This window comes from Fluctibacter halophilus (genome assembly GCF_020687825.1).
GTDB classification, from domain to species: domain Bacteria; phylum Pseudomonadota; class Gammaproteobacteria; order Enterobacterales; family Alteromonadaceae; genus Fluctibacter; species Fluctibacter halophilus.
Window position 1 is genome coordinate 178,667 of the sequence record NZ_JAJEWP010000007.1, and the last position, 23,787, is coordinate 202,453.

18 protein-coding genes are annotated in these 23,787 nt (G+C 55.6%); 12 read left to right on the forward strand and 6 right to left on the reverse strand.

Features of this window, described 5'->3' with window-relative positions; genetic code table 11:
• Positions 1 to 2 precede the first annotated feature (2 nt).
• Genes lpxA through tilS form a run of 6 tightly spaced genes read left to right on the forward strand, consistent with a single transcriptional unit; the run spans position 3 to position 8,369 of the window.
• Positions 3 to 773 carry an acyl-ACP--UDP-N-acetylglucosamine O-acyltransferase gene (gene lpxA, locus LJ739_RS18060; protein ID WP_229162806.1) on the forward strand — a complete coding sequence of 257 codons (771 nt, stop codon included), beginning with the start codon at positions 3 to 5 and terminating at the stop codon, positions 771 to 773.
• 3 nt (positions 774 to 776) lie between these two features.
• Positions 777 to 1,928: a lipid-A-disaccharide synthase gene (lpxB, locus tag LJ739_RS18065; RefSeq protein WP_229162808.1), complete on the forward strand. Its 1,152-nt coding sequence runs from the start codon at positions 777 to 779 to the stop codon at positions 1,926 to 1,928.
• A gap of 10 nt (positions 1,929 to 1,938) precedes the next feature.
• Complete coding sequence (rnhB, locus tag LJ739_RS18070) at positions 1,939 to 2,523, forward strand: ribonuclease HII (RefSeq protein WP_407646814.1); 585 nt, start codon at positions 1,939 to 1,941, stop codon at positions 2,521 to 2,523.
• A 4-nt stretch (positions 2,524 to 2,527) separates the two neighbouring features.
• The gene (gene dnaE / locus LJ739_RS18075; RefSeq protein WP_229162817.1) at positions 2,528 to 5,995 is read left to right on the forward strand and encodes a DNA polymerase III subunit alpha; all 3,468 of its coding nucleotides are present in this window, start codon (positions 2,528 to 2,530) and stop codon (positions 5,993 to 5,995) included.
• Positions 5,996 to 6,033: 38 nt separating this feature from the next.
• Positions 6,034 to 6,990, forward strand: coding sequence for an acetyl-CoA carboxylase carboxyl transferase subunit alpha (accA, locus tag LJ739_RS18080; protein ID WP_229162819.1), 957 nt, complete (start codon positions 6,034 to 6,036; stop codon positions 6,988 to 6,990).
• A gap of 59 nt (positions 6,991 to 7,049) precedes the next feature.
• Positions 7,050 to 8,369: a tRNA lysidine(34) synthetase TilS gene (gene tilS, locus LJ739_RS18085; RefSeq protein WP_229162820.1), complete on the forward strand. Its 1,320-nt coding sequence runs from the start codon at positions 7,050 to 7,052 to the stop codon at positions 8,367 to 8,369.
• A gap of 42 nt (positions 8,370 to 8,411) precedes the next feature.
• Here the strand turns inward: tilS and LJ739_RS18090 are convergent, their stop codons facing one another.
• The gene (locus LJ739_RS18090) at positions 8,412 to 9,296 is read right to left on the reverse strand and encodes a GGDEF domain-containing protein (protein ID WP_229162821.1); all 885 of its coding nucleotides are present in this window, start codon (positions 9,294 to 9,296) and stop codon (positions 8,412 to 8,414) included.
• Between the two features lie 116 nt (positions 9,297 to 9,412).
• Between LJ739_RS18090 and LJ739_RS18095 the strand changes: the two genes are divergently transcribed.
• A complete protein-coding gene (locus LJ739_RS18095) occupies positions 9,413 to 11,386 on the forward strand; it encodes a cation:proton antiporter domain-containing protein (protein ID WP_229162871.1) in 1,974 nt (657 codons plus the stop codon).
• A gap of 2 nt (positions 11,387 to 11,388) precedes the next feature.
• Here the strand turns inward: LJ739_RS18095 and LJ739_RS18100 are convergent, their stop codons facing one another.
• The 4 genes from LJ739_RS18100 to tsaA form a co-directional block, all read right to left on the reverse strand.
• Positions 11,389 to 12,516: a patatin-like phospholipase family protein gene (locus LJ739_RS18100; RefSeq protein ID WP_229162822.1), complete on the reverse strand. Its 1,128-nt coding sequence runs from the start codon at positions 12,514 to 12,516 to the stop codon at positions 11,389 to 11,391.
• Between the two features lie 13 nt (positions 12,517 to 12,529).
• Positions 12,530 to 13,369: an MBL fold metallo-hydrolase gene (locus LJ739_RS18105; protein WP_229162828.1), complete on the reverse strand. Its 840-nt coding sequence runs from the start codon at positions 13,367 to 13,369 to the stop codon at positions 12,530 to 12,532.
• A gap of 172 nt (positions 13,370 to 13,541) precedes the next feature.
• The gene (locus LJ739_RS18110) at positions 13,542 to 15,257 is read right to left on the reverse strand and encodes a proline--tRNA ligase (RefSeq protein WP_229162830.1); all 1,716 of its coding nucleotides are present in this window, start codon (positions 15,255 to 15,257) and stop codon (positions 13,542 to 13,544) included.
• A 61-nt stretch (positions 15,258 to 15,318) separates the two neighbouring features.
• Positions 15,319 to 16,053, reverse strand: a complete 735-nt coding sequence (gene tsaA / locus LJ739_RS18115; protein ID WP_229162832.1) for a tRNA (N6-threonylcarbamoyladenosine(37)-N6)-methyltransferase TrmO — start codon at positions 16,051 to 16,053, stop codon at positions 15,319 to 15,321.
• Positions 16,054 to 16,325: 272 nt separating this feature from the next.
• Here tsaA and LJ739_RS18120 point away from each other — a divergent pair, with 272 nt between their 5' ends.
• The 5 genes from LJ739_RS18120 to LJ739_RS18140 all read left to right on the forward strand — a co-directional run bounded on the left by LJ739_RS18120 (position 16,326) and on the right by LJ739_RS18140 (position 22,279).
• The gene (locus tag LJ739_RS18120) at positions 16,326 to 17,252 is read left to right on the forward strand and encodes an ABC transporter ATP-binding protein (RefSeq protein ID WP_229162833.1); all 927 of its coding nucleotides are present in this window, start codon (positions 16,326 to 16,328) and stop codon (positions 17,250 to 17,252) included.
• Between the two features lie 2 nt (positions 17,253 to 17,254).
• Complete coding sequence (locus LJ739_RS18125) at positions 17,255 to 17,983, forward strand: ABC transporter permease subunit (RefSeq protein WP_407646815.1); 729 nt, start codon at positions 17,255 to 17,257, stop codon at positions 17,981 to 17,983.
• Between the two features lie 2 nt (positions 17,984 to 17,985).
• Positions 17,986 to 19,839, forward strand: a complete 1,854-nt coding sequence (locus LJ739_RS18130) for a GldG family protein (RefSeq protein WP_229162839.1) — start codon at positions 17,986 to 17,988, stop codon at positions 19,837 to 19,839.
• A complete protein-coding gene (locus LJ739_RS18135; protein WP_229162841.1) occupies positions 19,836 to 20,852 on the forward strand; it encodes a DUF4340 domain-containing protein in 1,017 nt (338 codons plus the stop codon). Before LJ739_RS18130 ends, LJ739_RS18135 begins: the two co-directional genes overlap by 4 nt.
• Positions 20,853 to 21,058: 206 nt before the next feature.
• Complete coding sequence (locus tag LJ739_RS18140) at positions 21,059 to 22,279, forward strand: FG-GAP repeat protein (RefSeq protein ID WP_229162843.1); 1,221 nt, start codon at positions 21,059 to 21,061, stop codon at positions 22,277 to 22,279.
• Positions 22,280 to 22,357: 78 nt separating this feature from the next.
• Here the strand turns inward: LJ739_RS18140 and LJ739_RS18145 are convergent, their stop codons facing one another.
• On the reverse strand, positions 22,358 to 23,251 hold the full coding sequence (locus LJ739_RS18145) for a TolB-like translocation protein (protein WP_229162845.1): 894 nt from the start codon (positions 23,249 to 23,251) through the stop codon (positions 22,358 to 22,360).
• Between the last annotated feature and the right edge of the window lie 536 nt (positions 23,252 to 23,787).

Below are 23,787 nucleotides of genomic sequence, written 5' to 3' on the forward strand. Positions count from 1 at the left end.
TCTTGATCCACGAAACTGCCCTGATAGATCCAAGTGCCCGACTGGCGGAAGATGTCCAGGTGGGCCCCTATTCGGTGATCGGACCGGATGTTGAAATTGGTGCCGGCACGGTGATTGAGTCCCATGTTGTGATCAAAGGGCCTACCACCATCGGTCGCGGCAACCATTTCTTTCAGTTTGGTTCTATCGGGGAGCAGTGTCAGGACAAGAAGTACGCAGGTGAGCCTACCCGGCTGGTGATTGGCGACAACAACGTGTTTCGCGAGTCGGTTACGATTCACCGTGGCACCGTGCAGGACAGCAGTCTGACCCAAATCGGCAGCAATAACCTGCTGATGGCTTATGTCCATGTGGCCCATGATTGCATGGTGGGTGACAACAATATTTTTGCCAACAACGCCACACTGGCAGGTCACGTCCATGTCGGCGATTACGTCATTCTGGGTGGCATGACCGGTGTGCATCAGTTCTGCCACATCGGCTCACACAGCTTCGCCGGGGTTAATTCGGTGGTGCTGCGTGATATCCCGCCTTATGTGATGGTGGGCGGCACCGAGACCACCCCTCACGGGATCAACAGCGAAGGCTTGCGCCGTCGCGGTTTCAGCAAAGAGGCGATCCTGCAGATCCGCCGAGCCTATAAAATTCTCTACCGCAGCGGCAACCGCGCAGAAGAAGCGGTTCAGCAGTTGAACGCCATGGCCGACGAAACGCCGGAAGTGAAAATCATGGCTGATTTCGTGGCGCAATCGAGCCGCGGCATCATTCGATAGACAATGTCTCCCCCATCCACACGACCGTTGCGCATTGGCATCGTCGCCGGTGAAGCGTCCGGAGATGTGCTGGCGGCCGGCATGATCCGTCAGATCAAAGCCCAATATCCCGATGCCATTATCGAAGGGATCGCGGGTCCCCACATGCAAGCCGCCGGTTGTACCAGTTTGTATGACATGGAAGCATTGTCGGTGATGGGTCTGGTGGAAGTCTTGTCCCGATTGCGTCAGTTGTTGGGCATTCGAAAAGGCATTTATCAGCACTTTATCGACAATCCACCGGATGTGTTTGTTGGCGTGGATGCCCCCGATTTTAACCTGACTCTGGAACGCAAGCTCAAAGAGGCTGGGATTAAAACCGTTCATTATGTCAGTCCCACCGTCTGGGCCTGGCGGGAAAAGCGTATTCATAAAATTGCCCGTGCCACTGACCTGGTGCTGAGCATCTTCCCGTTTGAAAAAGCCTTTTATGACCAGCACAAAGTGCCTTGCCGTTTCGTGGGGCATACCCTGGCTGACAGTATCCCGGTCGAGGTGGACCAAGGGGCTGCCCGTGAACAATTGGGCATCGAGCCGCAAGATAAGGTACTGGCATTGCTACCGGGCAGTCGGGGTCGGGAGGTGGACACACTGTTGCCGGTGTTTCTTGACACCGCTGCACGCATTGTGACGCATACCGGCCAATTGACGGTGCTGATACCGGCTGCCAACGAGGCGCGTAAACAACAGATTTCAGATTTGGTGGCAGCACACAGCAGTGCCTGCTCGGTGAGAATATTGGATGGTCAGGCCCGTGAAGCAATGATAGCCGCCGATGGCGTACTGTTGGCATCCGGTACCGCGACGCTCGAAGCAATGTTGTGTAAGCGTCCGATGGTGGCGGCGTACAAACTGAACTGGCTGACCCACAAGATGATGCAGCGGATGTACAAAGCGCGCTTCTTCACGTTGCCGAATTTGTTGGCCGACAGACCGATCATTCCCGAATTGCTGCAGCAAGACGTCAATCCGCAAACCCTGTGTGATCACATGCTGCCGCTGCTGCTGGGCCAGCAACATCAGGACATCGATACCTTCATCGCCATTCATCGACAACTGCGACAGCATGCGGACAAGCAGGCGGCTGACGCGGTATTGGAGTTATGCCATGACTGAAGCGCAGACCATGCTGCACATTGCCGGCGTGGATGAAGTGGGACGTGGACCCCTGGTGGGCGACGTGGTCACTGCGGCGGTGATTCTCGACCCGGCGCGCCCGATTGACGGGCTGAACGATTCAAAAAAGCTCAGCGAGAAAAAACGCGAGGCATTGTACGAGCAGATTTGTGAGTGCGCCCTGGCCTGGGCCGTGGGGCGTGCCAGCCCGGCTGAAATTGACCAACTGAATATTTTGCATGCCACTATGCTGGCCATGCATCGCGCTGTTGATGGTCTGGGGGTACGGCCCGACGAAGTGTTGGTGGATGGTAACCGCACACCGGATTGGCCCTACAACAGTCGTGCCATCGTGAAAGGTGACGGTAGCGTAGCGGCGATTTCTGCCGCCTCCATTGTCGCCAAAGTGGTCCGTGACCGGGAAATGCAAACCCTGGATGAAAGGTATCCTGACTATGGCTTTGCCCGTCATAAAGGGTATCCTACACCTTTGCATCTGGAGCGATTGGCCGAATTGGGGCCAACCCCGTATCACCGCATGAGTTTCAAGCCCGTTCAGCGCGCCTTAGCCGCGCAGCAGCGGCCAGGAGAGTAGTTTTATGGCAGACGCACGCTTTATTCATTTGCGTGTTCACAGTGACTTTTCGATGATGGATGGCCTCAACAAGGTCGGTCCCATCCTCAATAAAGTGCATGAAATGAACATGCCGGCGGTGGCGATCACCGATCAGATGAACATGTGCGGACTGGTCAAGTTCTATGGCGGTGCTCACGGCAAGGGCATCAAGCCGATCATCGGCACCGATTTCTGGGTGCAATGCGAAGAATTACCGGGCACCTTGTTTCGCCTGACCCTGTTGGCGCAAAACAATGAGGGTTACAAAAACATCACCCTGTTGATTTCCGAAGCTTACAAACGGGGTCACATACACAATCGTGCCCTGATTGATAAGCAGTGGCTGGCAGATCACAGTGAAGGTGTCATTGTGTTGTCCGGGGCCAAAGACGGTGATGTCGGTATTGCGCTGGCAAAAGGCAATCAGGCCCTGACGGAACAATGTCTGTCTTTTTATCAGACCCATTTCCCGGACCGCTACTACCTCGAACTGATCCGCACCGGACGTGCGGGTGAAGAAGATTATTTGCACAGTGCTGTGGCGCTCGCCGAGCAGACGGGTCTGCCGGTGGTTGCCACCAATGAAGTGTGCTTCATTGAGCAGGCCGGCTTTGATGCCCATGAAATCCGGGTCTGTATCCATGACGGCTACACCCTGGATGACAAGCGTCGTCCCAAACGGTACAGCGATCAGCAATACCTGCGCAGTGAAGCAGAGATGCTTGCGCTGTTCGAAGACATTCCCGAAGCACTGCAAAACACCGTTGAGATTGCCAAGCGATGCAACGTCACGGTCAAGCTGGGCGAGTATTTCCTGCCGCAATTCCCGACCGGCGGCATGACCACCGAAGACTATCTGGTCAAAGTGTCCCGCGAAGGGCTGGAACGACGCCTTGCGTTCCTGTTCCCGGATGAGCAGGAACGGGCACAGAAACGTCCGGAATACGATGAGCGCCTGCAGATCGAGTTGGACGTGATCAACCAGATGGGGTTCCCAGGCTACTTCCTGATCGTCATGGAGTTCATCCAGTGGAGTAAGGACAATGGCATTCCGGTCGGTCCCGGACGGGGCTCCGGTGCGGGTTCTCTGGTGGCCTATGCGCTTGACATTACCGATCTGGATCCCCTCGAATTTGACCTGCTATTCGAACGGTTCCTCAACCCTGAGCGGGTCTCGATGCCTGACTTTGACGTCGATTTCTGTATGGATCGCCGCGATGAGGTGATTGATCACGTGGCCGAACTGTACGGTCGTCAGGCAGTGTCGCAGATCATTACCTTCGGTACCATGGCGGCCAAAGCGGTGGTGCGTGATGTGGGCCGGGTGCTTGGTCACCCGTACGGTTTTGTCGACCGCATTTCCAAGTTGATCCCACCGGATCCCGGTATGACCCTGACCAAAGCCTTTGAGGTCGAACCCCGCTTACCCGAGTTGGAAGCGCAGGATGAGGACGTCAAAGACTTACTGGAGATGGCGCGTATCCTCGAAGGGGTTACCCGTAATGCGGGCAAGCACGCCGGAGGGGTGGTTATTGCACCGACCCAAATTACCGACTTTGCACCGCTGTATTGTGATGATGAAGGCAAAAACCCGGTCACCCAGTTTGACAAGAACGACGTGGAAACCGCCGGTCTGGTTAAATTCGACTTCCTCGGACTGCGTACCCTGACCATCATCCAGTGGGCGATTGATATGATCGCGCAAGGGCATAACAAGACCATCGATATCAGCGCCATCCCGTTACAGGACAGCAAGAGTTTCAGCATGCTGCAACGGGCTGAAACAACCGCGGTATTCCAGCTTGAATCCCGCGGCATGAAAGATTTGATCAACCGTCTGAAGCCCGACTGCTTTGAAGACATCATCGCCTTGGTGGCACTGTTTCGTCCTGGTCCGTTGCAGTCAGGCATGGTGGATAACTTTATCGACCGTAAACATGGTCGGGAAGAAATCTCTTACCCGGATGCCGAATATCAGCACGAATGCCTGAAAGAAATCCTGCAGCCGACCTACGGTATCATTCTGTATCAGGAGCAGGTGATGCAGATTGCCCAGGAAATGGCCGGTTACAGCCTCGGCGGCGCCGACTTGCTGCGCCGGGCGATGGGTAAGAAAAAGCCGGAAGAAATGGCCAAGCAGCGTGCGGTGTTTGCCGAGGGCGCGGAAAACAACAATATTGACCCCGATCTGGCGATGAAAATCTTTGACCTGGTGGAAAAGTTTGCCGGTTACGGGTTTAACAAATCTCACAGTGCGGCCTACGCACTGGTGTCCTATCAGACCTTGTGGCTGAAAGCCCATTATCCGGCCGAATTTATGGCCGCGGTTATGTCGGCGGATATGGACAACACCGACAAGATCGTGACCCTGGTGGACGAATGTAACCGCATGGGGCTGACCATTTTGCCACCGGATCTGAATACCGGCCGCTACAAGTTCACGGTTAACGAGCAGGGACACATTGTCTACGGCATCGGTGCGATCAAAGGCGTGGGTGAAGGGCCGATTGAGGCCATCATTGAAGCGCGGGAAGAAAAGGGCGAGTTCACGGACTTGTTTGACTTCTGTGCCAAGGTGGATTTAAAGCGGGTTAACCGCCGGGTACTCGAAAAACTGGTGCTATCCGGTGCGCTGGATACCCTGGGTCCCCACCGGGCGTCGCTGATGGCGACACTGCCCGAGGCGCTGGCCGCTGCTGACCAGCACAACAAAGCCGAATCCCATGGCCAGAGCGATATGTTCGGGCTATTGACCACCGAGCCTGAGGCTGTAAAGCAGGCGTTTGCCGATGTGCCTCAATGGCCGGAAAAAGTCTGGTTAGACGGTGAGAAGGAAACCCTGGGTCTGTACCTGACCGGTCACCCCATCAATCAATACGAGCAGGAAATCCGTCACTATGCCACCGGACGTCTGGTGGACCTGAAACCCGGCAATAAGGACAGTCTCTCCACCGCGGTGGGATTGGTACTGGGCGTGCGGGTGATGACCAACAAGCGGGGCAAGCGCTGGGCCATCGTGACACTGGACGATAAAAGCGCCCGTATGGATGTGCGTTTCTTCCCCGATATGTTTGAAAAGTATGAAGAAGTTCTGCAACCTGACAGAATCTTGCTGATCAGCGGACAGGTCAGCTTTGATGATTACTCCGGCGGCAATACAATTACCGCCAGAGATGCAATGGACATCGTTGAAGCTCGTGAAAAACACGCGAAATGGATCGAACTGGTGGTGAAATCAGACTGGTGTAACGAGCAAAGTGTGTCTAAACTGCAAGCAATTTTACAACAATATCAAGGTGGTAGCTGTCCGATGCGGATGAAGGTTATTCATCCCGATGCGGAAGTGGCACTGGCGTTGGGCGCGCAATGGTATGTGCGGCCTGACGATGAATTAATGTATGAGTTGCAGCAAGTGCTGTCAGAAGAACAGGTTAATCTGCAATTTCACTGACCTGATGGGTCAGTCAGTCGAAAAAATTAAGGTATGGAATGAGTCTAAATTTCCTGGAATTTGAGCAACCTATCGCAGAACTTGAAGCGAAAATCGAAGAACTTCGTCTGGTCAACCAAGGCGGAGAATTCGATGTCGGTATCGAGGAAGAGATCACCAAGCTGCGGGAGAAGAGTGCCGAGCTGACACGTAAGATTTTTTCCGATCTCGGTGCCTGGCAAGTGTCCCAGTTGGCCCGTCATCCGATGCGCCCGTATACCCTGGATTACATCCAGCGTATTTTCACCGATTTCGACGAGCTTGCCGGTGATCGGGCGTATGCCGACGATAAAGCCATTGTCGGTGGTTTGGCACGGATTGATGAGCAACCGGTGATGATCATCGGCCATCAGAAAGGCCGTGATACCTCGGAGAAAATTAAACGCAATTTTGGTATGCCAAAGCCTGAAGGTTACCGCAAGGCATTGCGCCTGATGAAAATGGCAGAACGCTTTAAGCTACCGATCATTACCTTCATTGACACGCCCGGCGCTTATCCCGGTGTTGGCGCTGAAGAACGGGGACAAAGTGAAGCCATTGCCCGCAACCTGAAAGAAATGGCCGATCTGACCGTGCCTGTGATCTGCACCGTGATCGGCGAAGGTGGTTCGGGCGGCGCACTGGCCATTGGTGTAGGTGACCGGGTCAACATGCTGCAATACAGTACTTACTCGGTGATTTCGCCGGAAGGCTGTGCATCCATTTTGTGGAAGAGTGCCGAGAAAGCACCGCTGGCGGCCGAGGCGATGGGCGTCAGTGCTAAGCAGATCAAAGAGCTTGGCCTGATCAACACCATTGTCGATGAACCGTTGGGCGGCGCGCACCGGGATCACGACGGCATGGCCGCCAATCTGAAGGCGACCCTGAAACAGCAATTGTCCCAGCTGTCCCAGCTGTCTACCGGCGAACTGCTTGATGAACGCTATGAACGACTGATGTCGTTTGGATATTGCTGATCCTGTTGTGTACCAGCATTATCTGACGGCTTGACCCACAGGGAGTCAACACTCTGGTAATGCGCGACCATACAGCCATGGAGCCGGTGTTTATCGACACACTCACCGGCCCCACTCAACACTTCGTCATCGCGCTCAGTGGTGGCATCGATTCATCGGTATTGCTGGCCCTTTGCCACGATGCTGCGCGCCACTATCCCCAACACGAGTTTCGTGCCGTACACGTCAACCATGGTTTGCATGCAGATGCCGACAGGTGGGAAGACTTCTGTGCCAACCAAAGCCATCGCTATGGGATCCCTTTCTCCGCGCTCTCTGTCACTGTTGAGCGGCAGGGCAGCCTGGAATCGGCGGCTCGCGAAGCACGCTATCAGGCGCTGTTCGACGACATGAAACCTGCAGAGATCTTACTGCTGGCCCATCACCAGACCGATCAACTTGAAACCGTGCTGTTGCAGTTAAAGCGTGGTGCGGGGCCCAAGGGACTGGCGGCAATGGCGCCGATGTACTGGCATGCCCGTGGCATACAGGTGCAGCGACCATTGCTTGGCTGGGAACAAGCCAGTATCGAGGCGTTGGCTGAGCAACGTAAACTGCAGTGGATAGAAGACCCGTCCAACCAGGACACCCGCATGGATCGCAATTTTTTGCGTCATGAGGTATTGCCGTTGCTGTTACAACGTTGGCCGCAAATGAGCAAGGCGGCGGACCGCAGTGCCCGGTTGTGCGCACAGCAACAGGACTTGCTCGATGAAGTGATCCAGCACCGCCTGGCGGGCATGTGTGACGATGACGGTTGTCTGCTGTTGCAGGCACTGGCTGAGCATACATTGCCCTGGCAACAAGCCTTATTGCGGGGGTGGTTGGAGCAACGTGGAGCGCCGACCCCGAGTCTGGCCCAGCTGCAGGAAATGCTCAGCATTCAGGACAGTCGGGATGATGCCCAACCTGATGTGCGCTGGGGGGGCTGGCAGGTACGGCGCTTCCGGGATGTGCTGTATGTCGACCCCATCAACCAGACCCGGCCCCAAAATACCGTGTTGTCAGTGCCCGGAACCCTGTCCTTGCCCGGTGGCGCGACAATGACACTGTCTCGTCAGGCATCGGCCGATGGGGTAGCGGTAGGGCTTGATCCGGACCAACCCTGCGACGTCGTGTTTGATCACTTCAGTGCCCGTTTTCAACCCCATGACGAACCTTTCAGTAAACCGCTCAAGCAATGGTTTAAAGCCTGGGGGATCCCACCCTGGCAACGCAGTGACGTTGTGCAGTTGCGACAACAGGGACAGATTGTGGCGCTGATCCGTCAGCAACACATTGTGCCCGCGGCTCGCAACGATAGCCGGCACAGCCAGTGCTTTGTCAGCATTGAGTCGTGATGGGCAGGGGGCTGCCGAAAGGCGGCACGGGATTGCCGCCAATCAGGCCGCTTTGATGCAGTTGCGGCCGGCGTTTTTGGCTTCGTACAGGGCGAGGTCTGCACGGCTGAACAGTCCGCGCTCGTTGTCCTGTTGTTGATACGCGGCGCTACCGATACTGCATGAAACGCCATGCTGGGTCAGCAATGGGTGCTGTTCTACCGCGTGTTGGATCCGTTGTGCAATGAGCTGGTTCTCTTCTTTGCTGCTGCCTGGCAGCAAACAACAAAACTCATCACCGCCAAAACGGAAGCTGTAGTCGGTTTCCCGCAAGGCATTGTTGAGCACATCCGCGATAGCAACCAACACCCGGTCACCCTCATCATGACCATGGCTATCGTTCACTTGCTTAAAGCGGTCCAGATCGATAACCAGAATGCCAAAGCCCTCGTGAGTACGTTTCGATTGACACACCAGGCGATGCAGGGTGTCTTCATACAGTGCGCGATTGCCCAGGCCGGTCAGGTGGTCCCGCATGGCCATGGTTTTCAGGCGGTGTATTTCACGGGCGTGTTGCAGCGGAGCCCGCAGGTAGCGTTGCAGGTCCGCCAGGACGACCAGTTCGCGGTCACTCAGCAGGCGACTGAAACCAAAATCGACCGTGCCGACATGGTGTTGTAAATGGGTGATTTCAAAGGATTTGATATTGCAGCTTAACGCTGCATCGCCTATGGTGATCGTATGTTCGTCGAGGGTAATACGCAACGCCGCCAATGGCAGATGCGCGCGCACATGCTTGGCAAACGTCTGTGCCAGAACATCGACATCAAGGTCTGCAACCAGATCTTGCAGCAACAAATAGCTGTCTTGCTGACTCAGTCCACAGACATGGTTGGACAGCGAGAAATAGGGTGTCGCATGCAACGTTGTAGTAACGGATTGTTCCAAGGATCACTCCTGCCAAATCATTGGCGTTTTGACGAAAATGGCGTTCTGATTGAAAAAGCAGCAAAATGTGTGCCTGATCGTTTATTGAAGGCTCGTTTAGGAGGTAACTTACCGTGATGCACGGATTTTTTGTCAATGTCGTGCTACTTATGGCAGTTGCCGTGGCCATGGTGTGGGTGTTTAAACGCGTCAATTTACCGCCCATTTTGGCCTACCTCGTGTGTGGTGTGCTGGCCGGCCCCGATCTGATGGCGCTGTTTGATCATCCCGAAGATATTCACGTGTTTGCCGAACTGGGCATCGTGTTTCTGTTGTTCTCGCTGGGACTGGAGTTCTCACTGCCGAAAATGCTCGCCATGCGACATCTGGTGTTTGGTGTGGGTCTGGGCCAAACCCTGATGACGGGGGCGGTGTTCTGTGCGCTGGCCATTGTGTTTGGTATGAGTACCAACGCTGCACTGGTGATTGGTGGCATGGCGGCGTTGTCATCCACCGCCATCGTGATCAAGCAAATCAGTGAAAAGGGCGAGCTCAATACCCCCCGCGCACAAATGGCCATCAGTGTGCTGCTGTTCCAGGATCTGGCAGTGGTACCCATGCTGATCCTGGTGCCGCTGCTGGCCGATGACAGTCATCAGAGTCTGAGCCTGGCCATTGCGATGGCGCTGCTCAAAGGCGTGGTGGTGGTCGGTATTCTGTTGTCTGCCGGTAAGTGGTTGTTGCCACGGTTGTTCAGCGAAGTGGCGCGCACCCGTACTGATGAATTGTTTGTGCTGACCACCATTCTGGTGGCATTGATGGCGGCGGGCCTGACCTCATCCTTTGGCTTATCCATGGCGTTGGGCGCTTTTCTGGCCGGTATGATGCTTGGCGAGAGCCAGTACCGTCATCAGCTTGAAGCGGACATCCGACCGTTTCGGGATATCCTGATGGGCCTGTTTTTTATCACCGTGGGCATGCGCCTGGATTTGTCCATCGTCGCTCAGCAGTGGTATTGGGTGTTGTTGGGTGTGGCGGTGTTGATGGTGATCAAGGTGTTGTTGATCCGGATGGCCGCATGGCTATTCCGTGCTCCGGCCCAGGACGCCTGGGCAGCTGGCTTTAAACTTTGCCAGATGGGGGAGTTCAGTTTCGTCATTGCGGCGCTGGCGGTCAATCATGCATTGTTGACCTCCACCCAGGCCTCTTTCCTGCTGAGTGTGGGTATTCTGAGCATGGCCATCACACCGTACCTGGTCGACAACAGCATGCGCTTTGCCAGTCGGTTGGTGCGCACCCCCAACCCGGATATCGCGCCGCCCAAAGACATGGTGCCAAGGGGGGATGTATTACAGGACCACGTGTTGATTTTTGGTTATGGTCGGGTGGGCCAGTCGGTCAGCCGTCTGCTCAAAGCCGAAGCCATTCCGTACCTGGCTGTAGACGCCGATCCGGTGCGGGTACAGGAGTGTCGCAGTGCCGGTCAGCCGGTGTATTTCGGTGATGTCAGCCAGAAGGACATTCTGCGTGCGGTTGGGGTGGAACGGGCCAAACTGGCGTTGTTAACTTTCGATGAACATAGCAAAGCCAAGAACGTGATTGAGACGGTCGCCAACATCAATCCTGATCTGCCAATCGTGGTCAGAACCCGCAAGGACTACCACCTCGAAGAACTGTACCTGGCGGGCGCCAGTCAGGTGGTGCCGGAAATCCTTGAAGGTAGCCTGATGTTGGTGTCACAGGTACTGCACCTTAGCGGTGTACCCATGTCCAGGATCCTCAAGCGGGTGCGTAAGGAACGTAAAGGGCATTATGGCAACATGCACGGCTTCTTCCCCGGCGAGACCACCGAAATCAGCTATGGCACCCAGGACAAGCTGGAATTCATGCATGCGGTCATACTCACGCCGGATGCCTTTGCGGTGGGACGTTGCCTGGCCGAGCTGAACCTGGCCGGACGACGCATTTCCCTCAAAGGCCTGCGCCGCGACAATGCCGAAATTGCCGACCCGGATCCGACCGAATCCCTCAGGGTCGGAGATGTGCTGGTGATCGCCGGTAAACCCCGGCGGGTGGAGCGGGTAGAGCGCTTTTTACTGGAAGGAAACTAGCCCTACAGTTCGAGGAATTGTTTGATTTCCTGTTGCCGATCCATGCCGTCTTGCCAGCCCAGTTTGATCAGATCCCGGCAGAACGCCTGTTCAAACAACAAGTAGCTCAGCAAGCTGGAATCGGACGCCTGCTTCACACCGATCAGGCGCAACAGGCTGCGGATCCCGCTGGGCAAGTGATGGTAGTGACGATTCGCCAGCGCGGTGAAATTGACACTGGGGTTTAACACCAGCGCTTGTATCGGTTTCAACTGGGTTTGCTGACGCTGCTTATCGTTCATGATGGCCAGGGTCTGATTGACCCGCTCGGCCCGCTCCAGGTCGGCGTGCAGGGTATCGGCAAACAGGGTATCCAGTAGGTGACCGGCAATTTCAGCACTGCGTGGAAAGCGTGAAAGCTGTGAGAAACGCTGCGGCTTCTCCGGTTGCTCCACACCGATGATGAGGATTTTTCGTGCCCCGAGATGGATGGGTGGACTGAGCGGTGATAGCTGGTGCACCGAACCATCACCAAAAAATTCGTCGTCGAGTTTTACCGTGGGAAATACCAGCGGGATAGCCGATGAGGCCATCAGGTGTTCGGTGTCCAACTGGCAGGCCACGCCCCGGCGCTGCTCACGCTGCCACGGTGCAATGTCACTCTGGCCCTGGAAGAAACTCACCGAGTCGTGGCTGGAATAGCTACTCGCAGTCACGCAGATGGCGCGCAACTGACCGCGCAGAATGTTGCGGTCGATACGCTGAAAATCCAAGGTGTTGCGCAACAGCTTGCGCAATGGGGCGTTGTTCAGCAGGCTTGTGGGATATTTGTTGGTGCCGGTTTGTTGCCAGCTTTGCAGGTAATTGCGCAGCAGGTATCCGAACACATCGCGGCGATTCGCGCCATACACCTGTGCGGTGTGGAAATTGCGCCACACCCATTCCAGCTTGCGAACACCAAGGTGGTAACAACTGGCGTAGCACGCCAGCGCTGTGGCATTGATGGCGCCGGCAGAGTTGCCACAAATTATCGGGAATGGCAGCCCATGATTCCGCGGGAGTAAGTGGGTCAGCGCTTTGAGCACGCCGACCTGATAGGCGGCCCGGGCGCCGCCGCCAGACAATAGCAATGCGAAGTGTTGACGCTCCATAGCACTCCCTGGTTCAGAACGTGAGTGTCATGCCCTCCCGGGCGGCAAACAGTGTCAGCGGGGCCTGGGCAATGTCGATCACTTCCTGACAATGTTGTTCGATAGCGGCTATGTCATCATCGGTGCGGATATGGTCATGGCTGTACAGCGCCAGTTGTTTGGCATTGCATGCCATACCCAGCTTGACCGCCTCTTCGGCAATCGAGTGGCCCCAACCTGATTTGGCCGGCATGTCTGACACCAGGTACTGGGCATCGTGGATCACCAGGTCGGCATCCTGAGCAAATTTCACCCAATCCAGAAAATCGCTTTGTTTGCGGTACGGCGGGTACAACTCGTTGTCGGTAATGTAGGCTATCTTGGCGCCGTCCGCTTCAATCACATAGGCACTGCCACTACCGGGATGGTTCATGGCGTGGCGGCTGATGGTGGCCGAGCCGATTTGCCAGACATCTTTATCGCCGTCGATGGTGACCAGCTCGATGTTGCTTTGCAAACTGGTGTAATGCACCGGGAAGTAGCTGCCGGTCATCTGCTGCAGCACGGCGTCGTTCTCGTCGTAGGTGGTCAGCCCGGGGGTGATGTAGATGTTGCGTCCGGGTTGATAGATGGGAGAGAAAAACGGAAATCCCTGAATATGGTCCCAATGATTGTGGGTCAGAAGCAGGTGAATATCACGCTGGTGTTGCATCAATTGCTGACCGAGTTTTTTAATCCCGGTACCAGCGTCCAAAATAATGTCCGTATCGTCATCCAGCAGAATGTGCACGCAGGCGGTATTGCCGCCATACTTGACAAATTCAGGACCGGGGGCGGGGATTGATCCGCGCACACCGTAAAAGGTCAGTTGCATAGTCTGTCTCGACCTGCTGGTTCAATCATCAACAGGGATCCCTTGTTATTCTATCAGACTAGCCTAGCACCATTTTGCGTGCCAGATAAGCGTGGGATTTAAACCTGGGTATATTGGCGGGTAACTGTGACGGAAGATGAGGCACAATCAGACGATTGTGCCCCGGTATTTTCTATTGCGCGAGCAGCGTGGAAACCACCTCATCAATCGCCAGCAGCTGCTTCTCGCCACTGCGACGTTGCTTGTATTCCACCTTGCTGTCGTCGAGGTTGCGCTCGCCGATCACGATGGTGTGAGGGATCCCCACCAACTCCATGTCGTTGAACATCACACCCGGACGCTCTTTACGATCATCGAACAACACTTCGACACCGGCTTCGACCAGCTCAGCATACAAACGCTCTGCCACTTCCTGCACGCGGTGTGACTTGTGCATGTTCATCGGGATCAGTGCGACCTTGAACGGCGCGATGGCATCGGGCCACATGATGCCGAACTTGTCATGGTTCTGTTCAATGGCCGCCGCCACAATGCGCGAAACGCCGATGCCGTAGCAGCCCATGCTGAGTACTTCGTGCTTGCCACTTTCGGTCAGTACACCGCAATTCATCGCTTTGGAATACTTGTCACCAAGCTGGAAAATGTGTCCGACTTCGATGCCCCGTTTAATATCCAGGGTGCCATTGCCGTCAGGCGAGGGATCGCCGGCTTCGACGTTGCGGATGTCGGCAACCTGCGCCTCACCCACATCCCGCTGCCAGTTGACGCCGGTCAGGTGGTATCCGTCTTCATTGGCACCACAGACAAAGTCCTGCACGTGGCGGGCACTGCGGTCCACAATCACCGGAATGTTCAGCTCGACGGGGCCAAGTGAACCCGGTCCGGCGGGCAGGGCGGCGCGGATCTGCTCTTCGGTAGCCATGGTCAGAGGCGAGGCAATGCCAGCGACTTTCTCGGCTTTCACCGCGTTGAGCTGATGGTCACCACGCAGTACCAGTGCCACCAGACCCTGGTGACCGTCGTCCTGCGCATCTGCCAATACAATCAGTGTTTTCACCGTTTGCTCTGGCTGGCAGCCCAATTGCTTGCAGACGTCGTCGATGCTGCTGGCGTCAGGGGTTGCCACTTTCTCGACACTGGCAGTGCCGTCAACGGCGTCACCGGCAGGAGCAATGGCCTCGGCCATCTCAACGTTGGCGGCGTAGTCAGAGCTGTCACTGAATGCAATGGCGTCTTCGCCGGACTGGGCCAGTACGTGGAATTCGTGGGACACATTACCCCCGATGGCACCGCTGTCTGCGATCACCGGGCGGTATTCCAGACCCAGGCGCTCGAAAATGTTGCAGTAGGCGGTAAACATTTTGTCGTAGGTCTGCTGCAAACATTGTTCAGACAGGTGGAATGAGTACGCGTCTTTCATCACGAACTCGCGACCACGCATCACACCGAAGCGCGGGCGGACTTCGTCACGGAATTTGGTTTGCACCTGATACAGGTTCAGTGGCAGTTGTTTGTAGCTGCTCACTTCGTTGCGCACCAGGGCGGTAATGACTTCTTCGTGGGTCGGGCCGAGGACAAAGTCACGGTGATGGCGGTCATGCAAACGCAACAATTCCGGGCCGTATTCTTCCCAGCGTCCGGACTCCTGCCACAAGTCAGCCGGCTGAACCATCGGCATCAGTACTTCAATCGCACCGGCTTTGTTCATTTCTTCGCGAACGATATTGGCGACTTTGTTCAGCACCCGCAAGCCACTTGGCAACCAGTTGTACATACCGGCGGCGACTTTACGGATCATGCCGGCGCGCAACATCAGTTGATGACTGATCACTTCAGCGTCAGCAGGGGTTTCTTTTTGCGTGGATAACAAGTATTGACTTGTGCGCATGACGAGGTTGCATCCTTGGTGTAAAAAATCGGCGGCCATTCTACCAGCCCCGGCAGGCGGGCTAAAGGGAATTTTTACCCTGTCGCGATGGGTTTTCGCCGTGGCTGATGGCGATGACCTGAATGCCTTGTTCGGTGACGCAAAAACGGATGTTCAGATCGTACAGGCTAACGCCGTAAACTCTTTCATCCTGTTGCCCCTGGCGGTAGGCCGGGCGAGGGTCCTGACCCAGCACATCGCCCAGCAGTGCTGGCAGGTCGGGGTAACGCTGACGGTGGCTGCTGAGCTGTTGCTCGGCCTCAGGGCTGTAACTGACCGCCAGCATCGGTGGCGAGGATTGCGCATAACCGCCGATCGCATCAGGGACACTGTCGGCATAAGGCACATAGGGTTTAATGTCCAGCAACGGGGTACCATCGACCAGATCCATGCCACCAACCCGCAGCACGGTTTGCTGGTTAACGGTGGCCAGCCCAAGGTTGCGCACCACCGACATGCCGATTGGATTGGGCCGAAAGGTACTGCGACTGGCAAATACGCCCACTTTCTGGTTACCCCCCAGCCTGGGCGGGCGCACCAGGGGTTGCCAACCCTGCGCAGCGGTCTGGTGGAACAGGAACACCAGCCACAGGTGGCTGAACCCTTCAATACCACGGCAACAGGCTTCAACGTCAATATCGTCGCTAAACACGATATCGCCGGTGGCAGCCGCGGCCAAACCTGGCTGACGGGGTACGGCGAACTTTTCCGTGTACGGGGTGTGGATAGTGGCGATGGGTTGCAGATTTACGCTCATGGATACATTTGGCAACAATATGGCCGCAGAAAGACACAATTTTGCCACACCTTTACGCTAATCTACCACTGTCGTTGGCAATTCACTGCCACGTCTCCCAACCTTTTTTGATGCCCATCTAAACGATGGGCTTTTTTATGGGTCTCACTTCTGTTGTTATAGCATGCAGGAAAGGCTGGTATGACATCCCACTGAAGCCTTGAAATGCGCTAACATAACGCCATATTTACTGCGCGAATCTGATTCATTGTCTTGATCACGATAGGAATAGCATGATCTCGGTAAAAAACCTAACCAAGTGTTTCGGCGACATGGTCGCCGTGGACGGGCTGTCTTTTGACATCAGGCCCGGTGAAGTGGTGGGCTTTCTGGGGCCAAACGGGGCCGGAAAATCCACCACGATGAAAATGTTGACCGGATTTCTGGCACCCAGTGAAGGTGAAATCCGCATTGCGGACCGCGCCATGCAGGACGGCTCGCGGGTGATTCGCCAGCACATTGGCTACCTGCCGGAAGGGGCGCCCGCGTACGGCGACATGACCACCTACCAGTTCCTGCGGTTTATTGCCCAGGTGAGGGGACTGAAAGGCCGCGACAGTGAGCGACGTATCGAAGAGGTGGTTGCCCAGGTGGAGCTGGCTGAGGTTCTCAACAAACCCATCGAGAACCTGTCCAAAGGCTTCAAGCGCCGGGTCGGTCTGGCCCAGGCCATCTTGCATGACCCTGACATTCTGATCCTCGATGAGCCCACCGATGGCCTGGATCCGAACCAGAAGCATCAGGTACGACGCCTGATCCAGAACCTGGCCAAAGACAAAATCGTCATCGTCTCAACCCATATTCTGGAAGAAGTGACCGCGGTGTGTAACCGGGTCATGATCATCGCCGAAGGTAAGTTGCTGTTTGACAATACCCCTGAAGCGCTGCTGCAAAAGTCACGCTACTACCGTGCGGTGACACTGCACATGAGTTACTCCGCCGACATCTCCGGTTTGGCGGAAATCGACGGCGTGGATGACATGGAAGTTGATCAGAAAACCGGCCGGGTGACTCTGTTCCCCCATGACAACACCGAAATTCTGCATCTGGTGACCGAACACATTCAACTGCGCAAACTGCCGGTAGACACCTTGTTTGTCGAGCAGGGACGTCTGGATGAAGTGTTTCGCGAGATCACCCAACGGGAGACGGCTAAATGAGTATGGTATCTGTCGTATTTCGCCGTGAACTGGCGAGTTTTTTTGCCACCCCGGTGGCCTATGTGTTTGTCACCATCTTCCTGGTGATGTCTGGTGTGTTTGCTTTCTTTATCGGCAACCTGTACGAGCGTGGACAGGCAGACTTATTGCCGTTTTTCAATTTCCACCCTTGGCTGTACCTGTTCCTGGTGCCTGCCATTGCCATGCGCAGTTGGTCGGAGGAACGTAAGAGCGGCACCATTGAGTTGTTGATGACCTTGCCGATCAGCACCTTCGAAGCCTTGCTGGGTAAGTTTCTGGCGGCCTGGAGTGTGTTGGGATTGTCTCTGATCCTGACCTTTCCGATGTGGCTGACGGTGAATTACCTGGGAGATCCGGATAACGGCATCATCATCGCCGCCTATCTGGGCAGCTGGCTGATGGCCGGGGCGTTCCTGGCGATTGGGATGTGCATGTCGGCACTGACCAAGAATCAGGTGATTGCCTTTATTCTGGCCGTGGTGGTGTGTTTCCTGTTTGTGGTCAGCGGCTCCGGCATTGTGCTGGACGCCTTCAAAGGCTGGGCGCCCTCGCTGGTGATCGACACCATTGCCTCGTTCAGTTTCCTGACCCACTTTGAATCCCTCGCCAAAGGGGTGATTGCCCTGAACGATGTGGGCTATTTCCTGATTTTGATGGGCACCTGGCTGTATGCCAGCCTGTTGATCATTGAACAGAAAAAGGCGGATTAATTATGCGACGTACGATTTCTTTGCCGCTGATGATGATATTACTGGGCGGCCTGTTTTTTGCGCTGGTGATCCTCAATAACCAACTGCTCTCGTCAGTGCGCACCGATCTGACTGAGAACAAGGTGTATTCCTTGTCCAAAGGCAGTGAAGCGATCCTGTCTGAGTTGGATGAGCCGATTAACCTGTATTTCTTCTTTTCCGAAAAATCGTCCAAGGGCATGACCAGTCTGCGTAACTACGCCAACCGGGTACAGAGCCTGCTGGAGGAGTATCAGTCCCGGGGTAACGGAAAAATTCGCCTGAACATCATCGATCCGGAGCCGTTTTCCGAAGCCGAGGACCTGGCCAATCAGTACGGGCTGACTGCCGCGGGTCTGGGGGTTGCGGGCGACAGTATTTATCTGGGCCTGGCGGCAACCAATGCGCTGGACGACCAACAGATCATTGCGTTCTTCGACCCGCAACAGGAAAGTTTTCTGGAGTATGAGATCAGCAAGCTGATCTACCAGCTCAGCAATCCTGCCGCGCTGAAGGTGACCCTGGTGACTGACTTGCCGGTCACCGGTGGACAAAACCCGATGACCGGACGTTTTGACCCGGCCTGGACCTTCTACGATCAGCTCGATCAACTGTATTCGCTGACCCACATTGACAGCACCGCGACCACCCTGCCGGAGGAAACGGATGTGCTGATGCTGGTGCACCCCAAAGGCCTGTCAGAATCCCTGACCTATGCCATTGACCAGTATGTGATGGCCGGCGGCAACGTGATGGCGTTTGTGGATCCGCACAGCGAATCCGATGCCATGTCGATGATGGGTGGCATGTCGGCCAACAGCTCGGAACTGTCGACCCTGCTGGACAGTTGGGGCGTTGTTTTTGACCCGACCCAGGTTGTACTGGATGCATCACTGGGTCTGGACATTCGCACCCCACAGGGTGGAGTCGCGCGCCACTTTGGCTTCATTGGTCTGACTGCTGAACAGCTTGACCGCAATGATGTGACCACCGCCAACCTTGAAATGATCAACGCGGCATCCGTCGGCGTGCTGAGCAAAAAGGCCGATGCGGATGTGCAGTGGACCCCATTGATGACCTCTTCCCAGGACACCGATGTGATCAGCGCAGACACTTATGCCAGCGCACGGGACCCGCAGACCTTGAGCCAGTCCTTCAACCGTCAGGACAAGGCGTACACGTTGGCGGCGCGCATTTCCGGCACGCTGCGCAGCGCTTACGACAGCAAACCGGAAAACACCCAGGTGAGCGGCGCCCACGTGTCTGAAACCAGCGCGGCGAACATTGTGGTGGTGGCAGACAGTGATCTGCTGGCCGACCGTTTCTGGGTGCAACAAACCAGCTTCTTTGGCCAGACCATCGTAACCCCTTTCGCCAACAACGGTGACTTGGTCACCAACAGCGTGGATAACCTGGGCGGTAGCAATGCGCTGATCAGTGTGCGCAGCCGTGGCACCTTCGCTCGTCCGTTTAAAGTGGTGGAAGACCTGACGGTCAAAGCCGAAGAAAGCTTCCGGGCCCAGGAACGTGCCTTGCAGCAACAGCTGGAGGAAACCGAAGCCCAGTTGGCCCAGTTGCAGGGACAGCAAATGGACGGTGGTGCTTTGGCGTTGTCACCTGAACAGCAAAAGGCCGTGGATGATTTCATGCAGAAGAAAATCGACATCCGCAAAGCCCTGCGCGATGTTCGACACCAGCTCGACAAAGACATTGAATCGTTGGGCAACTGGTTGAAATTCATCAACATCGCCGCTGCGCCGCTGGCGCTGATGCTGGTGTTAATGGTGTTGGCACGGTTGTTCCGCCGCAACGCCCGATTGCAAAAAGGAGGTGCATGATGCCACGCAGTTTATTACCTCTCGTTCTGTTGCTGTTGATTGCCGCAGGCGCCGCGGTATGGTTGAACCACGAGCCGGACAACACCTCGATGCAGTCGTCGTTGTTGTTTGCCGATCTCGCCCCCAAGGCGCAGGATCTTGATCGTGTGGTGATCAGCAATCAACAGGGCATCGTGCTCGAAGCCGTCAGAAAGGATGGCGTGTGGATGGCCAGACTGGATGGGCTTGCCGTGCCTTACCCCGTCGACGCTGAGCAGCTATCCGCCATGGTTCAGCAACTGGTAGACGCCAAACGTATCGAGGCCAAAACCAATAACCCGGACAATCACAGTGTGCTGGGATTGTCTGATATCGCACAAGCCGACAGCCGTGCAACGCTGGTGGAACTCGCTACTCAGCAGGACACCTGGCAATTGCTGGTGGGCCAGACGGCGTCTTCCGGCATGGGCAGCTACGTGCGGTTGCCGAGGCAAAACCAGACCTGGTTGGTGGACATCATCGTTTCGCTGCCCAGAGATGCCCAGCGCTGGCTGGATCACAACATCCTGCCTGTCAGTGTGGGTGATGTGGCCTCGCTGGAGTTGTCAGGTCCGACGGCGCTGCACCTTTCAGTCGACGAGGAAACCCAACAGGCCGTGCTGGATGGCATGCCAGAGCAAGCCACCCTGCGCTATCCCCGGGTGCTGGACAACTGGCTGGACAGTGTGGTCAGTGTCGATTTTGAACAGGTGGAGGCTCGCACACCAGTGGCACAGGACGCATCCGTGCAGCAATACACCCTGCAACTGCGCAGCGGCACGCCGATCACCTTTACGCTGATCGATGATGAGGATGGCGCGGTATTGCGGGTTGACGGCGAGCAACGCGAACTGTGGCAACAGGTGCAATACCGTTTATCTGCATTTGCCGCCGGCCAGTTGCGCAAAACCATGGATGATTTTATCAGCTTGCCGGAGGAAGGCGAGGCCGAGCAGCCGGTGATCCCAATGGATGAAGGTGAAGCGCCGCAGTAATGCTGCACAGTCTCGATTAAAAAGGGCGCCCTTAGGCGCCTTTTTTGTGCCTGTTTTGCTCAGATGGGCCGCCACATAACCCCCGGTCTTGGTGGTCGGTTTTCATTACAACCCCGGTGTTTACCCCTTCGTCGCGTTTGTCTTGAGATGAGGTTGTGTGTCGAATAGGTTGTTAGCCTGCCAATCCCGAATCGAACATCACATTTATGAAATCTACATCTGCTGTCGTCTTGTGCTGTACCACCCTACTTGTTTCCAGTCTGGCGGTCGCCAGGACGCAAATCCTGTTACCTGATGATGGCCGTGCACAAGACCAATTTGGTTACAGTGTCGCCATCGATGGCACTACCGCGCTGGTTGGCGCGCTCAACGCCGATGTCGGACAGCTTGAGGATGCGGGGGCTGCCTATGTGTTTACCCTCGGCCTAGAAGGGTGGCAACAACAGGCTAAACTGGTTGCTCAACCCGCCCACCAACAGGACACTCTCGGTGGGAATGTGGCGCTCTACAACCAGGTTGCGATGCTCGGCGTCATCGGACGAGACGACAACGGTGAAAATGCCGGGGCCGTGTTTGCGTTTGAGCGCACGGCAAGTACATGGTCGCAGACCCAAATGCTGACTGCCTTTGATGGCAAAGCGGGGGACGGGTTTGGTCAAAGTATCGCGCTGACTGAACAGTTTCTTGTCATTGGTGCCCCCCGCAGTGATGCGCCACTACAAGATTCCGGCGCAGCGTACGTATACCATCGGGATCAACACCGCTGGCGTTTTCAGGGCAAACTCACGGCAAAGGACGGTGCTGAGGGAGATTTGTTCGGGATCAGTGTTGCGATTGACGGAGATACCCTGTTGGTGGGAGCGGATCTGAACGATGAAAAGGCGGAAAAAGCCGGCGCGGTATATGCCTATGTCTTTGACGGCGAACAATGGCGCCAACAAGCAAAGCTGATGGCTGACGACGGCGCAGACACCGACATCTTCGGGGTAAGGGTGGCGTTGAGTGGTGATACCGCATTAATCTCTGCCAGACGGGACGATGTGGAAGGGATTGGCACGGATGCAGGCTCGGCGTATATCTTTGAGCGCACAAACGGTGCGTGGCGGCAAACCCAAAAGCTGATTGCGCCGGACGGCAACGCCGATGATCGTTTTGCCCGTGGGGTGGCGCTTAACAAACACACCGCCATCATCAGTGCGATGCATAACGATGAGCAGGCCGACAATGCCGGCGCCGTGTATGTGTTCAAAAAGCAACAAGGCCAGTGGCGCTATGTCAGCAAAAAACTGGCCAGTGACGGGGTGGCTCAGGATAGGTTTGGCTGGAATCTTGCCCTTGGTGACACGGCCGCAATCATTGCTGCGCCGCACCGTGATGACAATGGCGATGCCTCGGGCGCAGCTTATATTCTGGCCTTGGAGGATTAAACCTCGGAGTGCAGTGACCAAGTGACAAAAAAAGGCGCCAGAAGGCGCCTTTTTTGCGTTGCTCAATCCTGGACGTGGCTAGGGCGCCTTGGGGCGTAATTCATCGATAAAGCTGGCCTCTACCCAATAGATATCCACATCGGGCAGTTCCCCTTCCGGGCCTTCATCAATCATGCGCTGGAAAAAGAAGTATTTGCCGTCGGGGGTGACATGACCCGCCGCATCCCAGGCCGGGGTATTGATTTTATCGCCCAGATTGATCCCTTCGCCCCAGCTGCCATCGGCTTGTCGGTAGCTGATGTACAGATCGGAGCCGCCGTGACCGTCATCCCGTTTAGCATCCCAAATCAGGTAGGATTCATCCGGCGCAATGAACGGATGATTGAGCTGCTTACCGGTGTTGATGGTGTCATCCAGCGGTTGAGGTGGCGCATAGCCACCGTCGATGCGTCGCGCATAGCGGATCGGGAATTCGTCATTGTCGGCATCATAGGTATCAAAATACAGGTTGCCGTTGGCCGAGGCGGTCAGACGCATGATGAACATGTCTTTAAACGGTTCCGGCAGGAATTTTACCTCGGACCAACCGTTCCCTTCCCGGGTCATATAGCGACGGCCAAGGTGCAGGGTCTGACCGTCAGGCGCGACAAAGGGCTGGCCTTTGCGGGGTGAGATAACCGAGGTGTGCCATTGGCCATCGTGGTTTTTGATCTGCACAAATTCCTGGGATTTGTTGTCTTGAGCGCCGCGAATAAAATAGAACTCGTTTAAATCCGGCGTAAACACACCACTGTACTCGTAGCCGGGTGTCGACACGATCCCCGGTGCAAAAGGTTGTGGCGTCTGGCCGGGCGACGTTTGGCCGATGTAAGGGCCCTCGGGTAATTTTTTGGGGTGTGCCAGTGCCAGTGGCGTGGCCAACAGGCTTATGGTCAATGCCACTGAGAGGCCAGACAGACGTGTGCGTAACATGGTATCAGCGTCCTTGTTGGTTGTTATTTAAACAAGCCCTAGCCTACCTTGAATTTGCCCGCTAATGGGCGAGCCGGACGCTTTTTTCTGGCAGTTGAACGTATTTTGGGCGGTTTGGTCGTCTGCGGTTGGTTGGCTGCGTTGTGCCAGTAGTGGACGGTGACCCAAGTAAGTTCGCTACGAAGAATCGTCATCCTCGCGAAGGCGAGGACCTCCCACATTACCTGACTCACACGAATCAACACTGTTTTGGTTGGTCATCAACCCAATGAAGATTGCGGCCTCCGCCGCAATGACGGTAGTGTCTGCTGAACTTCGCTAGAGCGGGCAGTAAGGCTCTGAATACGCAGTGGAGGTGAGTGTTGGCTAAGTGCCAGTAGTGGACGGTGGCGATTGGAAGTTTGAATGACGGCTAAGTACGTAAAGTAGACATTGTGACCTTTTCCCATGAAAACACAGAATATGTTTTTTCATGGGAAACGGGTGTTACTATGAAGTCTCAGTAATAAGCTGTTAAGAGGCAAGAATAGTAGGTG

Excerpts from the sequence above, each read along its gene's own strand:
- lpxB (WP_229162808.1), top strand. The coding sequence starts at position 777 with ATGTCTCCCCCATCCACACGACCGTTGCGCATTGGCATCGTCGCCGGT.
- rnhB (WP_407646814.1), top strand. The coding sequence starts at position 1,939 with ATGCTGCACATTGCCGGCGTGGATGAAGTGGGACGTGGACCCCTGGTG.
- dnaE (WP_229162817.1), top strand. The coding sequence starts at position 2,528 with ATGGCAGACGCACGCTTTATTCATTTGCGTGTTCACAGTGACTTTTCG.
- accA (WP_229162819.1), top strand. The coding sequence starts at position 6,034 with ATGAGTCTAAATTTCCTGGAATTTGAGCAACCTATCGCAGAACTTGAA.
- tilS (WP_229162820.1), top strand. The coding sequence starts at position 7,050 with ATGCGCGACCATACAGCCATGGAGCCGGTGTTTATCGACACACTCACC.
- LJ739_RS18095 (WP_229162871.1), top strand. The coding sequence starts at position 9,413 with ATGCACGGATTTTTTGTCAATGTCGTGCTACTTATGGCAGTTGCCGTG.
- LJ739_RS18100 (WP_229162822.1), bottom strand. The coding sequence starts at position 12,516 with ATGGAGCGTCAACACTTCGCATTGCTATTGTCTGGCGGCGGCGCCCGG.
- LJ739_RS18105 (WP_229162828.1), bottom strand. The coding sequence starts at position 13,369 with ATGCAACTGACCTTTTACGGTGTGCGCGGATCAATCCCCGCCCCCGGT.
- LJ739_RS18110 (WP_229162830.1), bottom strand. The coding sequence starts at position 15,257 with ATGCGCACAAGTCAATACTTGTTATCCACGCAAAAAGAAACCCCTGCT.
- tsaA (WP_229162832.1), bottom strand. The coding sequence starts at position 16,053 with ATGAGCGTAAATCTGCAACCCATCGCCACTATCCACACCCCGTACACG.
- LJ739_RS18120 (WP_229162833.1), top strand. The coding sequence starts at position 16,326 with ATGATCTCGGTAAAAAACCTAACCAAGTGTTTCGGCGACATGGTCGCC.
- LJ739_RS18125 (WP_407646815.1), top strand. The coding sequence starts at position 17,255 with ATGGTATCTGTCGTATTTCGCCGTGAACTGGCGAGTTTTTTTGCCACC.
- LJ739_RS18130 (WP_229162839.1), top strand. The coding sequence starts at position 17,986 with ATGCGACGTACGATTTCTTTGCCGCTGATGATGATATTACTGGGCGGC.
- LJ739_RS18135 (WP_229162841.1), top strand. The coding sequence starts at position 19,836 with ATGATGCCACGCAGTTTATTACCTCTCGTTCTGTTGCTGTTGATTGCC.
- LJ739_RS18140 (WP_229162843.1), top strand. The coding sequence starts at position 21,059 with ATGAAATCTACATCTGCTGTCGTCTTGTGCTGTACCACCCTACTTGTT.
- LJ739_RS18145 (WP_229162845.1), bottom strand. The coding sequence starts at position 23,251 with ATGTTACGCACACGTCTGTCTGGCCTCTCAGTGGCATTGACCATAAGC.